The 15,156-nt window shown below is 60.8% G+C and carries 14 protein-coding genes; 9 read left to right on the top strand and 5 right to left on the bottom strand.

The window, feature by feature from the left end:
- The first annotated feature begins 71 nt into the window (after positions 1 to 71).
- Positions 72 to 1,847, top strand: coding sequence for an MXAN_6640 family putative metalloprotease (locus tag KP001_RS08340; RefSeq protein ID WP_239027940.1), 1,776 nt, complete (start codon positions 72 to 74; stop codon positions 1,845 to 1,847).
- Between the two features lie 229 nt (positions 1,848 to 2,076).
- Here the strand turns inward: KP001_RS08340 and KP001_RS08335 are convergent, their stop codons facing one another.
- Complete coding sequence (locus KP001_RS08335; RefSeq protein WP_217289066.1) at positions 2,077 to 2,280, bottom strand: cold-shock protein; 204 nt, start codon at positions 2,278 to 2,280, stop codon at positions 2,077 to 2,079.
- Between the two features lie 220 nt (positions 2,281 to 2,500).
- The gene (locus KP001_RS08330) at positions 2,501 to 3,529 is read right to left on the bottom strand and encodes an LOG family protein (RefSeq protein WP_217289065.1); all 1,029 of its coding nucleotides are present in this window, start codon (positions 3,527 to 3,529) and stop codon (positions 2,501 to 2,503) included.
- A 160-nt stretch (positions 3,530 to 3,689) separates the two neighbouring features.
- Here KP001_RS08330 and KP001_RS08325 point away from each other — a divergent pair, with 160 nt between their 5' ends.
- The 8 genes from KP001_RS08325 (at position 3,690) to KP001_RS08290 (ending at position 12,365) form a co-directional block, all read left to right on the top strand.
- On the top strand, positions 3,690 to 4,973 hold the full coding sequence (locus tag KP001_RS08325) for a 3-isopropylmalate dehydratase large subunit (RefSeq protein WP_217289064.1): 1,284 nt from the start codon (positions 3,690 to 3,692) through the stop codon (positions 4,971 to 4,973).
- A 134-nt stretch (positions 4,974 to 5,107) separates the two neighbouring features.
- On the top strand, positions 5,108 to 5,635 hold the full coding sequence (locus tag KP001_RS08320) for a 3-isopropylmalate dehydratase small subunit (protein ID WP_217289063.1): 528 nt from the start codon (positions 5,108 to 5,110) through the stop codon (positions 5,633 to 5,635).
- A 277-nt stretch (positions 5,636 to 5,912) separates the two neighbouring features.
- A complete protein-coding gene (locus KP001_RS08315) occupies positions 5,913 to 7,502 on the top strand; it encodes a hypothetical protein (RefSeq protein WP_239027939.1) in 1,590 nt (529 codons plus the stop codon).
- Complete coding sequence (locus KP001_RS08310) at positions 7,499 to 8,275, top strand: MlaE family ABC transporter permease (protein WP_217289062.1); 777 nt, start codon at positions 7,499 to 7,501, stop codon at positions 8,273 to 8,275. The genes KP001_RS08315 and KP001_RS08310 overlap by 4 nt, the downstream gene beginning before the upstream one ends.
- Positions 8,276 to 8,311: 36 nt before the next feature.
- Positions 8,312 to 9,382, top strand: a complete 1,071-nt coding sequence (locus KP001_RS08305) for an MlaD family protein (RefSeq protein WP_217289061.1) — start codon at positions 8,312 to 8,314, stop codon at positions 9,380 to 9,382.
- 90 nt (positions 9,383 to 9,472) lie between these two features.
- Positions 9,473 to 10,354 carry a carotenoid biosynthesis protein gene (locus tag KP001_RS08300; RefSeq protein ID WP_217289060.1) on the top strand — a complete coding sequence of 294 codons (882 nt, stop codon included), beginning with the start codon at positions 9,473 to 9,475 and terminating at the stop codon, positions 10,352 to 10,354.
- A 117-nt stretch (positions 10,355 to 10,471) separates the two neighbouring features.
- Positions 10,472 to 10,948 carry a cytochrome P460 family protein gene (locus KP001_RS08295; protein WP_217289059.1) on the top strand — a complete coding sequence of 159 codons (477 nt, stop codon included), beginning with the start codon at positions 10,472 to 10,474 and terminating at the stop codon, positions 10,946 to 10,948.
- Between the two features lie 142 nt (positions 10,949 to 11,090).
- Entirely contained in the window at positions 11,091 to 12,365 is a 1,275-nt protein-coding gene (locus tag KP001_RS08290) for a M16 family metallopeptidase (protein ID WP_217289058.1), read from the top strand.
- An 89-nt stretch (positions 12,366 to 12,454) separates the two neighbouring features.
- Here KP001_RS08290 and KP001_RS08285 read toward each other — a convergent pair whose 3' ends face one another.
- The 3 genes from KP001_RS08285 to KP001_RS08275 are packed head-to-tail and all read right to left on the bottom strand — an operon-like array spanning position 12,455 to position 14,962.
- Positions 12,455 to 12,664, bottom strand: a complete 210-nt coding sequence (locus KP001_RS08285) for a hypothetical protein (protein ID WP_217289057.1) — start codon at positions 12,662 to 12,664, stop codon at positions 12,455 to 12,457.
- Positions 12,665 to 12,692: 28 nt separating this feature from the next.
- Positions 12,693 to 14,225: a phospholipase D-like domain-containing protein gene (locus KP001_RS08280; protein ID WP_217289056.1), complete on the bottom strand. Its 1,533-nt coding sequence runs from the start codon at positions 14,223 to 14,225 to the stop codon at positions 12,693 to 12,695.
- Positions 14,222 to 14,962 (bottom strand): endonuclease/exonuclease/phosphatase family protein, encoded by a 741-nt coding sequence (locus KP001_RS08275; RefSeq protein WP_217289055.1) that lies wholly within the window; start codon positions 14,960 to 14,962, stop codon positions 14,222 to 14,224. Before KP001_RS08275 ends, KP001_RS08280 begins: the two co-directional genes overlap by 4 nt.
- Between the last annotated feature and the right edge of the window lie 194 nt (positions 14,963 to 15,156).

Here is a 15,156-nt window from a genome sequence, read left to right as displayed (position 1 = left end):
CTGTTGGGTTACTCTTCTTAGCACTGCTCTTCCCGGCGGTCGTTTCCGCCTCGTCGCTGGATGATTATTACTTGTCGAAGTTCGGGCAGCAGGCCCAACTGACCAAGGCCCTGCAGAGCGTGTTTGGCGTTCAGAGCTATCACGCCGAACGCTGCCGCACTGATTTGTACCGTAACTTGAAGCGCGACTTCATTTCCCTGCAGCCGGCAACTCAGAAGACGCTGGCCAAGTACGTCGGAAGGCCGACGCTGTCGGGGCAGTCATCCCCCACGTCCTCTCCGAGCTACAGTTCGGCGCACTTTACCGTCCACTACACCACTACAGGCGCCGACGCTCCCGACCTCACCGACCTCGATGCCGACAGCGTGCCTGACCATGTGGAGCGGGTCGCGGCGGTGTTCGAGGAGGTCTACGCCGCCGAGGTCACCACCATGGGATACCGTCCTCCCCCGGTAACATCGAAATACGACGTCTACCTTCAGGACCTCACCACGCAGCAAGCCTACGGGTTTACCTCTGAAGACCGGGTTCCTACTGCGCCGGCTGTCTCTGTCGGAAGTTACATACAGATCGACAAGGCGTTCAGTGACTCTATGTTCACCGTCAACGGTCTCTACACTGCGGACCAGATGCTTCAGATAACGGCGGCTCACGAATTCCACCACGCCATCCAGTTCGGCTATAACTATTACTTCGACATCTGGTACGGCGAGGCCACCTCCACCTGGATGGAAGACCAGGTCTACGATGGCGTCAACCAGTGCTACAGCTACCTCACCGACTATGTGCCGCTTGGCTCCACCATTTCGCTCAATGCAGCTCTCAACGGCGGCTCCGAGTACGGCCGCTGGATATTCAACCGTCACCTGGCGGAACAGCACGACACCCAGAACACCTCGGTGGTCCGCTCGATCTGGGAAAAACTCGGTACCCTCTCTCCAACCAGCAGCCCGAAGACCTCCGCCGGTGACCTGCAGATGCCGCCGGTGATCGATTCGGTGCTGGTGAACTCGTACGGCAGTTCCCTGGCCGCAGACTTCCTGGGCTTTGCCAAGAAGGTTTATGCCAGGAACTGGTCAAGCCATGTTGCCGACCTCAACAGGATTCCGGCCGCCAGCATCGCTGCCAGCTATTGGAGCTACCCGGTCCCTTCCCACGTAGTCACGATGCCGCATTATACCTTCGCCTTTTACCGGTTCGTCCCGTCGGCCGGCGTGACGAATCTTCTCCTTACTTTCACCAAAACAACCGGTGCACAGGTGTCGGTGCTGAAAAAGTCAGGCGGCGTTATCAGCGAGGTTGCAGCCAATGACGGTGGTGCTTCCTACACGGTCACCGGCTTCGGTTCCCTCAACCCAGCGACCGACGAGGTGGTAGTGGTGCTTGCCAATACCACCAACGTTGACGGGCATCAGGTGAGTTTCAGCACCGACGGCAGTACCTCGACTACCACCGAACCGAACGTCAACACTGGCGGAAACACTGGCGGAAGCACTGCCAGCGGCGGAGGCGGCGGGGGAGGGTGCTTCATCGCGACGGCGGCATACGGGAGCTACCTGCACCCGAAGGTCGCCGAGCTTCGGGCCTTTCGCGACCACTACCTCATGACCAACGCTCCGGGCCGGCTCTTCGTGGCGGCGTACTACCGGCTCAGCCCGCCGATCGCCGACGTGATCGCACGGCACGAGTGGATGAAGGGGGGGGTGCGCTGCCTGCTGTTGCCGCTGATCCTGGCGGTCGAACATCCGGCGGCGGCACTGGCGCTGCTACTGTTGGTGCTGGTGGCTTCTCTGCGTTGGGGCGCACTTTACCTGAAGGGGAGGGCGCGGGAGGCTGCCGCGGCCTGACTCCGCCCTCACCCCTGCCCCTCTCCCGAAGGGCGTGGGGCAGGTGGTGTGTTGTTATTGTGAAGAAGCGGGCGAATGATTATTCCCCCTACAGGTCTTGTGTGCGCAGCGGGGGGGCATCGTGCGCCTCGTGCAAGGCAATAGAGTTTACCTGAGTGTCGGGTGTGACGACAAAAAAAGGCCCCGCCGGAATCCCGGCGGGGCCTTTTTTGACGCTCGAGGCTAACGCTTAGCCAATCTTCTTGACGTTTGCAGCCTGCAGACCTTTCGGACCGTTGGTCACGTCAAAGGAGACAGCCTCCCCTTCAGCCAGGGACTTGAAGCCTTCCCCGGTGATCGCGGAGAAGTGCACGAACACGTCCTCGCCGTTCTCCTGCTCGATGAAGCCGAATCCTTTCGCGTCGTTGAACCATTTAACTTTGCCCTGTGCCATTTTCCTGCCTCCTTTTCTAACCTCCGGAACTCTGCCGGATCTACGTTTGATGCTGCAATTTCCGGAAGGTTCTTGGGCTGGAAATGGCTCAAAGTGGCGGTAACCCTTTGGCTTTTCGGCGCGGCAAACTTCCAGAACTAGCTGCTGGAATAAAAATTAACATCGTGTAATAACCTTGTCAAGAAAATATTTACAAAACACTTTTTTCTAACGGCCTCTCCTAAAAGGTGTTTAACCGCCTAATGAAGGCTATGAGCAGCCCGTAGTGCTGATGGTGGAAGCGGAAGGCGATGCGCGGCAAATCAAGCAGATCCGGCTCGTCGGCCTCCTCCGGGCGTGCACTAATGAGCTCGATGCGGCTCCCTTCTAATCTCAATTCCGGGAATTCGTTCTCCAGCATTTCGATCTGCTCCTGCATGAGAACCTTGGTGAGCCGGATGATGAGCTCGCCGTTCACGAAGCGAATAGAATGATAGTTGGTGTAGAATTCGTCGATGACCTGGACCGCCTCCTCGTAGCTCTTGGTGACGGTGAAGATGGAGAAGTCCTCGGCCGAGATGAACCCCATAACCAGCAGTCTTTCCTTGATGAAGCGGAAGAACTGCTCCCAGTACCCTTCCTCGTTGTCCACCAGAACCAGCGGTTTGGGTGAAGTCTTCCCCGTCTGCACTAGTGTGAAGACCTCCATCGCCTCGTCCAGCGTGCCGAACCCTCCCGGGAAAACCGCGATGGCGTCGGATTCCTTTACGAAGGCGACTTTGCGGTTGAAGAAGTACTTGTAGGTGATCAGCCTCGGGTTCTTGAGCATGATCGGGTTAGCGCTCTGCTCGAAGGGGAGCTTTATGTTGGCGGCGAAGGATGCCTCGCTGCCGGCCCCTTCGTTGCCGGCCTGCATGATCCCGCCGCCACCGCCGGTGATGATCATGTATCCCTTGTCCGCCAGCAGGCGGCTGAAGGCGATGCACTTCTTGTACATCTCCTCTTCCGGAAGGGTGCGCGCCGAGCCGAAGATGGTGACCTTCTTCTTCTGGCGGTAGGGCGCGAACACCGTGGTGGTGTAACGCATCTCCTTCATGGTGTTGCTCAAAAGCTTCAGATCCGCCAGATAGCTGGTGTCCTGCCCCGCCTTGAGCGCGGCAACGATCATCTCGCGTGTCTGCTCGGGATGATGTATCCCCCCCGCCTTCTCCATCAGATCATCGATCATCCGGTCGATTTCATTGTTTGTCCTGTTGAAACGAAGTTGCATACGAGGCTCCCTGTTGGATTGAGGGGGCCATTATAGCACGGGTATATCCACAGGCAAATGTTTAATAACATTGAACAATTATTAGTTTGATTTGTTGCTGTTATTTTATTATCTTGGCACCTGTGAAAAACCAATCCACCTTTAAAAGGAAGCGCAATTTATGGGTATGACTACGGCTCAAAAGATATTCGCGGCCCATCTGGTTGATGAGCCTTTTGCAGGAACCAAAGTCCTCGGCATCGACGTGGTTATGTGCCATGAGATCACCACTCCGATCGCCATCGCCGACCTCATGGCGCGCGGCAAGGACCGGGTCTTCGACAACACCAAGATCAAAGCGGTTATCGATCACGTGACCCCCAGCAAGGACTCCAAGACCGCCACGCAGGCGAAAATGCTCAGGGACTGGGCGCGGCGCCACGACATCAAGGACTTCTTCGACATCGGCGCCAACGGCGTCTGCCACGCCCTCTTCCCGGAGAAGGGCTTCATCCGTCCCGGCAACACCGTGATCATGGGCGACTCGCACACCTGCACCCACGGCGCCTTCGGCGCCTTTGCCGCCGGCGTCGGCACCACCGACCTCGAGGTGGGGATCCTGAAGGGGGTCTGCGCATTCCGCGAGCCCAAGACCATCAGGATCAACCTCAACGGCACCCTCCCCAAAGGGGTGTACGCCAAGGACGCCATCCTGCGCGTCATCGGCGAACTCACCGTGAACGGCGCCACCGACCGGGTCATCGAATTCGGCGGCCCCATCGTCGACGCCATGACCATGGAGTCCAGGATGACCCTGTGCAACATGGCCATCGAGGCGGGGGGGACCTCCGGCATCTGCGCCCCCGACCGCGTCACCGTCGACTACCTCTGGCCCTTCATCTCCGACTCCTTCGCCTCCAAGGAAGCGGCCGTCGCCGAGTACAGCAAGTGGGCTTCCGATGCCGACGCCGAGTACGACAAGGTGATCGACCTCGACCTCTCCACCCTGACCCCGCTCTGCACCTTCGGGTACAAGCCGGACCAGGTGAAGAGCATCGACGAGATGGCCGGCCAGCCGGTTGACCAGGTCTACCTCGGTTCCTGCACCAACGGCCGCCTCGAGGACCTGAGGGTCGCAGCCCAGATCCTGAAGGGAAAGAAGATCGCCCCGACCGTGCGCGGCATCCTCTCCCCGGCCACCCCGCAGATCTACAAGGACGCGGTTGCCGAGGGGCTGATCCAGATCTTCATGGACGCCGGCTTCTGCGTCACCAACCCGACCTGCGGCGCCTGCCTGGGGATGAGCAACGGCGTCCTGGCCGAGGGGGAGGTCTGCGCCTCCACCACCAACCGCAACTTCATGGGGCGGATGGGCAAGGGGGGGATGGTCCATCTCCTGTCGCCGGCGACCGCCGCCGCCTCCGCCATCGAGGGGAAGCTCGCCGACCCGCGCAAGTACCTGTAAGGCAATTGACAATTGATAACTGACAATTGGCGGTGAAGCCGAACCGCTCAATCGATGACAATTGATAATTGACGACACAAGGCTGAACACGACCACATTGAGCGGGCAGTTCCCCGCTAGACTAGGAGACCGATATGAAAACATTTGGCGGCCCGGCCCTTTTCCTGGACCGTAGCGACATAAACACCGACGAGATCATCCCGGCCAAGTACCTGACCGAGATCACCAAGGAGGACCTCAAGCCGTACCTCCTGGAGGACCTCAAGCTCCCCGGCTTCGACCCCAAGAGCGACAAGACCTACGGCGCCGGCGCCGTGGTGACCCGCGCCAACTTCGGTTGCGGCTCCTCCCGCGAACACGCCCCCTGGGTTTTCGAGGTCAACGGCATCAACGTGGTCATCGCCCAGTCCTTCGCCAGGATCTTCCGCCAGAACATGTTCAACTGCGGCATGGCCGCCATCGAGCTTTCTCCCGAGAAGATCGACCAGCTCTTCACCTATGCCGGCTCGGCCGACGCCAGTATCGAGGTGGACGTTGCCAACAGCACCCTCACCATAAAGGGGGGGGGGCGCGAGGAGTCGATGCAGTTCGATATCTCTCCTTTTGACAAGGCGCTGGTTCTTGCCGGCGGCTGGGTTGACTACGCGGACAGCAAGTACTGACCCGCACCGTTAACACCTGAATCATGAATGCAACGAGGCAGGAGACTACGTTTCCTGCCTCGTTCGTTTTTCATTCCATTGCTGGACATTCCATGAAGAAGTGGCATAACTTTCGCGTGGCACTTGATATCGAGGCTGCGACGGGGCCGATTCTCCAGAGACTTTCCCTCCAGATCAAGTATTGCCTGCCTTGCAGAGTATATTTTCATTGACTATGCCTGTTTGCAGCAGTTACTATCCAAAATCCAACCCAATATAAATGTTTTGTAAGAGGTTCATGACTCGTTCCACGTTGTCCATAACCGCGCTGTCTGCTCTGCTGTTCGTGGCCTCCGCGGCCCACGCGGAGCCCCAGTCCGCGCAGAAGCCCGAGTCCCTGCAGCAGCCTGAGCAGGTGTCCGGGCAGGCCGGCGGACAGAAGAGCGAGCGGGAGCCTGAGTCACAGCCGGTGCAGCAGGCCGTGCAGAAGCCTGCGCAGGCGGGCGAGCAAAAAGGGACCATCTTCACCCTGTGGCCCCTGATCGACTACCGCGAGAGCCCCAAGGAGGGCTTCAGCAACCTCGCCATTCTCGGGCCGCTGTTCAAGTACCAAAAACACGGGGATGACAGGGATATCGCCCTGCGCCCGCTGTTTTACAGGTCAAGTTACGCCAGGGAGGAGGCCACCTCGTCCTACTACCTGTATCCGGTCGCCACCCAGCAAAAAACCCCCGAGGCGGACAATTTCGAGATACTGCAGCTCTATAGGACCTCGAGCTATCGCAAGCAGGAACCGGAACCCGAGCGGGAAAAGTCGACCATGCTCTTTCCGTTCTACATCTCGGGCGAGTCTGAGCGGCACGGCCGCTACCACGCCTTCTTCCCGGTTTACGGCAATATCTACGACCGGTTCTGGCGCGACGAATACCATTTCGTGCTGTTCCCGCTTTACGGCAGCACCGTGAAGAAAGGAACCACGACCAGGCACTACCTCTGGCCCTTCTTCGCAACCACCTCCGGGGATAACGAGTCGGGGTTCGACGTCTTCCCGCTCTACGGTCAGTCGCACAAGAGCGGGGTCTACGAGAAGCGGTTCGTGCTCTGGCCCTTTTACACATCGGAGAGCACCGGGCTCAACACGGATAACCCGACGCGGAAAAAGTTCATCTTCCCGCTCTACGCCTCCACCGATTCGCCCAAGAAGACCTCGCGCAGCTACCTGTGGCCCTTCTTCGGCTACACGGAGGACCGCGGCAGGAAGCAGGAGGAGGTGGACTACTTCTGGCCGTTCATCACCAAGGTGCGCGGCGAGAAGAAAAACAGCGACAGCTTCCTCCCGTTCTACTCGCACGAGACCTTCAGCGGCGGCGAGAAGAGCTGGTACCTGTGGCCCCTGTACAAACACGAGGAGCTGAAGTCGGAAAGCTTCGGGCAGGACCAGGACCGGGTGCTCTTCTTTTTGTACCGCGACAACCATGAGTACTGGCCCAAGGACGGCAACGAGCGGCGCCGCACCGCGATGTGGCCGCTGTTTTTGTACCGCAGGAGCACCGAGGGGGTTTCCTCCCTCTCTTTCCCCGCGCTCATCGAGCCGATCCTGGACAAGGAGGGGATCGAGAAGGATTGGGCGCCCCTGTGGCGTATCTACCAGCGGCGCTGGGACCGGGCAGGCAACTCCGCCTCCAGCGTGCTCTGGAACCTGTTCTGGCACGAAAGGCGCGGCGAAGACCTCGCCTACGAGCTCTTCCCGTTCATCTCCTACCGCAACACCGAAAAGGAGAGGGACCTGAAATTTCTGAAGGGGCTGGTCAGCCTGAAGCGAGACGGCGGGCAGGAGGAGCTGAGTCTCTTCTGGCTCCCCTTCGGACTGAAATGGGGGGATAAGTGACCCAAGTTTTCGAACCGCTAGGCAAGAGGGTGCTCTACTTCTACCAGGTGCTGGGAGAGATGACCATCCTCATGGGGAAGATCGTCTACTTCATCCGCGAGGCTCCCCGCAACATCCCGAGCATACTGACCCAGATGGCCATCATCGGCTGGGATACCCTTCCGGTCGCTTCGGTCATGGCGTTCTTCGTCGGCATGGTGCTCGCCCTGCAGACCGGCGTCGAGTTGCAGAAGTACGGCGGACAGAACATCATCGGCGCCATCGTCGGCCATTCCATGGTGCGGGAGTTGGGGCCGGTCATGACCAGTTTCCTGGTGGCCGGGCGCTGCGGCTCCGCCATGGCCGCCGAACTGGGCGTCATGACGGTGTATGAGGAAATCGACGCACTGAAGACGCTGGACATCGACCCGGTGCGCTATCTCGCCATGCCGCGCTTCATCGCCTGCGTCATCTGCGTACCGGCGCTGGTGCTCTACTCGGACCTGATCGGCATCATCGGCGGCGCGCTGATCAGCAACCTGCATCCGCAGATCTTCGTCTCCTACGCGACCTACTACGACAGCCTCACCGCCGCGCTCAAGATGAAGGAAATCGGCATCGGCCTCACCAAGTCCATGGCCTTTGGCGGCATCATCGCCCTTGTCTGCTGCTACGTCGGCTTCGCCACTTCGGGGGGGGCCAGGGGGATCGGCCAGTCCACCACCAGGTCCGTCGTGCTTTCGTTCATGCTGATCCTGGTGGCCGACTACGTCCTCACCAGGCTGCTCATGTAGCAGTTTCACGTTTTCTGTTTCCGGAGGAAGAGATATATGGCTCTGTCAGTTGAGAAAAAGGTCGGCATGTTCTTCGTGTTCGGTCTCATCATCCTGGGCATTCTGCTCGAGGTCGGCGAGAAATGGAACCCGTTCCAGAAGAACGTCATGTACAGGACCTACCTCACCAGCATCACCGGTCTCAAGGTGGGGGACCCGGTCCGTCTCGCCGGGGTCGACGTCGGCCGCATCACGAAGATCATCGTCCTGAACGACAAGATCGAGATCGACTTCGAGGTGAAGCCGGGGACCCGCATCAAGGTCGACACCGTTGCGGGGTTGAGGCTCACGAACCTCCTCGGCGGCCAGTTCCTCGGGCTCTCCTTCGGCTCTCCCAACGGGGCACTGCTCCCCGAGGGGGGGACGGTGCGCGGCAAGGACGTCGCCAACATAGACATCATCGTGGACAACCTCTCGGACGTGGTGAAGGACACCAAGGTCCTCATCAACAACCTGAACAAGAACCAGGAGGACGTGCTGCAGAAGGTGTCCGGCATGCTCGATGAGAACCGCGGCAACTTGAGGGATTCCATCGCCAACATCAGCAGCATCACCGGCAAGATGGACCGCGGCGAAGGATCGCTGGCCATGCTCCTAAACGACAGGAAGCTCTTCGACGACGCCTCCAGCGCGGTCAACAGCCTGAAGGTCGTCTCCAACAAGATCGAGAATGGGGAGGGGACCCTCGGCAAGCTGGTCAACGACGAGACCGTCTACAACGACGCATCCGCCCTCATCAAGGATCTCAGGAGCGGCGTCAAGGACCTGAACGCCGGCATGAAAGACGTGAAGGACATCACCGCGAAGATCAACAAGGGGGAAGGGACCCTTGGCAAGCTGGTGTACGACGACAGCCTCTACACCGAACTGCGCGATGCCTCGAAGAACGTGAAGGAGATCAGCCAGAAGATCAACTCCGGTCAGGGGACCATCGGCAAGCTGGTCAACGAGGACCAGCTCTACCGCGACACCACGGCCACCCTCAAAAAGGCCGAGCGCGCCATGGAGGGGCTGGGGGATACCGGCCCGATCTCGGTGCTCGGCTCCATTGTGGGTACCCTGTTCTAGCTGCAAAATTCACTTTGGCTGGTGGCGTGGGGGCGGATCTGATTCGTCCCCACGTTTGCGTAAGCCACCTTTTCTGAGGAGCTCTCCGGCATGACCCACATCCTCGACATCGCGGTGGGGACCGTTACCATGCGTCCCTACGTCTTCGCCTTTTTCGCCGTCTACCTGGTAGCGGCGGTGCTGCACCTCGGGTGGAAGAAGACCTGCTGGTTCACCGTCTGCGGCTACCTGGTCGCCTTCGCCTCCGAATTTTCCTCCATCAACAACGGCTTCCCCTATGGCTGGTACTACTACGTCGACGTCACCCGCGACCGCGAACTCTGGATCGCCGGGGTCCCCTTTTTCGACTCCCTTTCCTACGTCTTTTTGACCTACTGCAGCTACGCCACCGCGCTTTTCGTGCTGGCGCCGGTAAAGCGGATCAAGGGGGACCTGGTCCTTCTCGAGACCAGCCGGCTAAGGCGCTCCTTCGCCGTGCTGCTGCTCGGCTCGCTGTTCCAGGTGTTTCTTGACATCGTCACCGACCCGGTGGCGCTGCAGGGGAGCCGGTGGTTCCTGGGGAGGATCTACGGCTACCGCGAGGTGGGGACGCATTTCGGCATCCCCATGTCGAACTACCTGGGGTGGTGGCTCGTGAGCGCCCTGCTGATTCTGGTGCTGCAGGGCATCGACCGCTTCGGGTCCGGCAAGGAGCGTCCCGCAGGTGTAGGCGCGGCGCCCTACCGCTCGCTGTACGGCCCCTTCCTCTACCTCTGCGTGATCGCCTTCAACCTGGGGGTCACCTTCTACATCGGCGAGAACCTGATGGGGATCACCGGGCTCTTCATCTTCACGCTCCCGGTGGTGATGACCCTGGTGCTCTTTCTGCAGAAGCTCGACCGCTACCACAAGGATGAGCTTGCCTCGCATCTCGCTGACTATCCCTGGTCCCCGGCAGCTTCGGCCCCGGCCGGCCGGGGCGTCGACAGGTGAAAAAATTCCCGTTTCGGCTTGGAACGTACAGCCCGCTGTGGTATCCCTGTAGGCGCGCATAGCCGTTAGCCCGTTTTAGTCCGAGAAGGACGACTCTTCAATCTCCGGAGGCCTGACATGAAAAAGGTATTTTCGATCCTCTCCCTCGCGGCCGTCCTCGGCGCCGCCGGCGCCGCCTGCGCCGCCGACCAGGGCTCGCTCCCCAGAAACTACGAGAGCTGGGAAAAGAGCAAGGCCAGGGTCATCACCGACAAGAAATCGATGTTTTACGGCATCCACTACATCTACGTGAACAAGAAGGCCATGCCGACCTACAAGTCCGGCGGCGCCACCTATCCCGACGGCAGCCGCTTCGTCGCCGTCAACTACTCCATCAAGGAGGAGGGGGGCAAGCAGGTGCCGGGCAAGAAGACCATGATCGTGATGATGCAAAGGGACAAGAAGCAACAGGAGACCGGGGGGTGGCGTTTCGTCGGTTTCACCCCGGACGGCAAGCCCTCCGGCCTGGACGGCAAGCGTGACTGCTTCAGCTGCCACGACAAGGACGCGAAGGACAGGGGCTTCGTCCTCTCCCGCTACGCCGACTTCAAGTAAGCCTTCATTCCCTTCCCACCGCGACCGTACGCCTGCCGGAGCACCGGCAGGCGTATTTTTTACCTGACTGTTTTCCTCAAGGCGGCGTGTTATAATTCCTGACAGCCAAATCAAAACGATTCCACAGCTTTAAGGAGCTTATATGTTTACTTCGTCGACTCCGCCTAAACTCCGCCTCACCACGCTCCCTAACGGGGTGAGGGTGGTGAGCCAGCAGATCCCGGGGATGCAAAGCGCCGCCATCGGCATCCGCATCGACAGCAGCACCAGGAACGAGGAGCCGGAGACCGGCGGCGCCTCCCACTTCATCGAGCACCTCCTGTTCAAGGGGACACCGACCCGCACCGCCGACCAGATCACCGACGAGTTCAACAGCATCGGCGCCCGGGCCAACGCATACACCAGCCAGGAGGAGGTCTTCTACTACGCCGTTGCGCTTGCCTCCATCATCCCTGCCACCTTCGAGATCCTGGCCGACATGTTCGTCCACTCCTCCCTCCCCGAAGATGAGGTGGAGAAGGAGCGCGGCGTGGTGCTGCAGGAAATCCTGATGAACCAGGACAACCCAGGCAGGTTCATCTACAACCAGTTCCACCAGGGGTTCTGGCGCGGGCACCCGCTAGGGACGCCGATCCTCGGGACCGCCGAAACCATCGGTGCCATCTCGCGGCAGCGCCTGATGGATCACAAGCTGACCAACTACCTGACCAACGCCACCATCGTGAGCGTGGCCGGCAACGTCGATCACGACCAGATGGTGGAGCAGGCGGCCCGCCTCCTGGGTGAACTGCCGACCGGGATCCCCAGGACCAGGAAGCCCGATCCCGACTACCGGGTGTCAATCGGGCAAAACGTGCACTACCAGCGCGCCATGGAGCAGACCCACTTCTACATGGGGTATCCCCTTCCGCCGGCCGGCAACGAGCACCGGCATAAGCTTGCGGTTTTCAACCAGGTGCTCGGTAGCGGGATGAACTCCCGCCTGTTCCGCGAGGTGCGCGAGCGCAGGAGCCTCGCCTACACGGTCTACTCGATGATGTCCTCCTACACCGACTCGGCGGGCCTCATGATCTACGCCGGAACCGGCCCGGAGCGTGCCCAGGAGGCGGTGGACGTCTGCCACGGCGAGGTGCTGAGGTTCTGCGACGAGTTGGTGACCGAGGACGTCCTGATGGCCGCCAAGGAGCAGATCCGGTGCGCGCGGCTCATGGCGCTGGACGACTGCGAGACCCAGGTGCGCAGGATCTCCAACACCACCTCGCTTTTGGGAGCGCCGGAGCCGATCGAGCAGTCCCTGGAGGCCATCGCGGCGGTCACGGCAGAAGAGGTACGGGACGTGGCCCGACTGCTTTTCAGGGACGTGGTGCCGAGGGTCGAATCGGTGGGACCGGGGGATGGGCCGGGACTGCCGCGCTAGCAAAGGTGTCGGTAAAGGGAAAGTGAAAAGGGACGGCTTGGATGCCGTCCCTTTTTTTGTGCGCCTCTGGAGGTTCGTGAAAGCGGACCTTAGCTCATCTCGTCGCTGTCGCCGCTCAGGTGGGGGAAATGCTCGTGGTGGATCTCGTGGGTCAACCCCTCTATCGTGCCGCAGGTGGCGCAGAGGTACTTGTCGCTTTCATTGGTGTACACGTTGCGCTCACAGGACGAACTCCAGACCCTGACGCCGCACGCGTGATCGTCCAATTCCACTCCGGTTTCCCGTTTCTCGTCTGTCATGGTCGTATCCTCCTTTCCGGGGTCTTTCTTAAAGCCCGATGATCATCTGGCTTAATTTAAATATACCCCTTGCGAAGGAACCGAGCTCCGATTTTGTGAGGCTCTCGAAGATGAATTCGTTGCCGATGGGGTGCTCCGGGTCCACGACTCGCTGGATCGGCTCCAGCACGTCGGGAAGGTCACTGTTCTCGAAGGTCGTGTCCGGCTGGTAGCGGCACAGACGGGCATCGCGGTCGTCGGCCAGGGAGTCCAGGTTCCGGCTCAGATGCTCCATGTTCTCGAACCTCCGTTCCTGGCTCGAACCCAAAAGACCCGCATGTTCGGCCAGCAGCGAAGAGCGCAGTCCGCGGATCGCTGCGGTCATTTCCTCCGCCGGGCCGCAAAGGTCCGCTTCCCATGCCACATTCAGCTCCGTGTCCAGTCCCATGCTCCGGTTGGTGGCGTTGGCAGATCCTATGGTGAGAAAGCGGTCGTCTATCAGGAGGAGCTTCGAGTGGATGAAGGTCATCTTACGGGTGCCGTGATCCATCTCCGCCGAGGAGTAGACGCTCAAGGTATGGCCGGTTTTTTCGGCGACGTGCTGCAGGGCGCGGATCATGCGCATCTGGGGGAGCCCCAGGAACAACTCCTCGGTGAGCGGCAACCGGTCCGGGAGCAGCATGATGATCTGGAGGGGAGGGCGGTCCGCCATGCTCATCCTGGCGACCAGGGACCAGAACACCACCTGGGAGCTGAAGTACTGGTTTTCCAGGTAGATCAGGCTCTGGGCAGCCATGATGGCGTTCACGAAGAGATGCCTGATCTCGTGCACCTCCCGCTGGTCGGTGAGCGGCGTGCGCGCCACGGTGCGGCAAACGGCGACTTTCGTTGCGGGGAGGGGAAAGGCCCCGGCGTGAAGCACCGGGCTCATGGTCCCGGCGTGCGGCAGCTTGAGCTCGCCGCCACCGGAGTCCCGCCAGCGCTGGCGGAACAGGTCGAGCAGCGCCCTGACCACTTCTCCGGTGTGGTAGGTCTGGATGTCGTGATAGGAGCCGTACCTGGTGCCGTCGACGTCCACCCGGTCCGGGTTGTCCTTCATGTGGCGCCGGTCGTCCCAGCGCGAGGAGCAGATGTCCATCCCCCCGAGGTAGGCGATGGTGCCGTCGGCGATAACGAATTTCTGGTGGTGGGTGGCCCCGGTCGCGTGGACGCTGTCGAACCGGAACTGCACCCGCTTGTTGGTGGTCCAGTTGAAGATGATGTCCTGGAACCACTCCCTTTCCAGGGAGAACACGGCGCTGAAGTCCCAGGCCAGGATGTAGATGTGCAACTGAGGGTTCACCTGGCAGAGGCGTTCCAGGAATTTCAGGAACCTGGTGTCGGCATGCGAGCCATGTTCGTCCTCCCCGCGCAGCAGGCGCACCTCCGAGTCGAATTGCCATCCCGCCAGCAGCAGATAGCTCCGGGCGGCGAGGGCTGTGTGGTAAAAGGCCCGGTAATAATCCTCAGCGTCGACCAGCACCCCGGTCGCGTCGGCCTCGTAGATGCCCATGCAGTTGGTGCCGGGGTTCAGGATGCTCATGGCAACTCCAGCGTGACGACCAGCGGCAGATGGTCGGAGGCGGCCCTCGTGAGCGGGGTACGCGGCACCCAGACCTCGCGAACCTTCAGGTCGCGTGACACGAACATGTGATCTATGCGCATGAAGGGGAGCTGGGACGGCCAGGTCCCACGGGGAAGTCGCCCCTGGACGCCCCGCTGCACGTCATGCAGGTGCTGGGTAAGCAGGCGGTAGACGTGTGAGCCGGCCATGGCGTTGAAGTCGCCGCAAAGGACCACCGGGTGGGTGCATTCGGGGTGCTCCAGCCATTCGTGCCCGGTCAAGGCCCGGGCCTGCTTCACCCGTTCACCCCGGTTCAGTCCGAAATGGGTGGCTACCACCTGGATGGCGTGGCCGCGCAGCATGACCTCCGCCCAGACTGCGCCTCGACGCTCCAAAGAGGGGTGCAGCGGGTCCGTGGGGACCGCGCCCGCCTTGATCAGGCTGACATCGCCGCGGCTCAGGACGGCGTTGCCGTAGCCCCCTTCTTTGAGGTGGATGGAGGAGTGGAAATGAAACGACATCTCCAGCGTCATGGCGATGAGATGGGCCTGGTCGATCATCTGGGTGCGCGGCAGCCCGGCGTCGAGTTCCTGCAGCGCGACGATGTCTGGGTTGCACCGGTCGATCACCTCCGCGATGCGCAGCGGGGAAAGTTTCCGGTCCGTGCCGATGCAGCTGTGGACGTTGTAGGTCATCACGGAAAAGGTCTTGGACATGGTGGGCTCCCGGGGCCCGCTGGTCCTAGGATTAAAAAACTTTTACAGAGTACATGGCGCGGGGGGGATGTCAATTGAGGCGGGAGGCTAGAGGCTAGGGGCTAGGGGACTGGGGACTGGGGACTGGGGACTGGCGGGACTGGCGGGACTGGCGGGACTGGCGGGACTGGCGGGATGGCGGGATGGCGGGATGG

This window comes from Geomonas subterranea (assembly GCF_019063845.1).
Lineage (GTDB): Bacteria > Desulfobacterota > Desulfuromonadia > Geobacterales > Geobacteraceae > Geomonas > Geomonas subterranea.
Note: the sequence above shows the minus strand (reverse complement) of the source record. Positions and strands in the feature narration are given on the sequence as shown.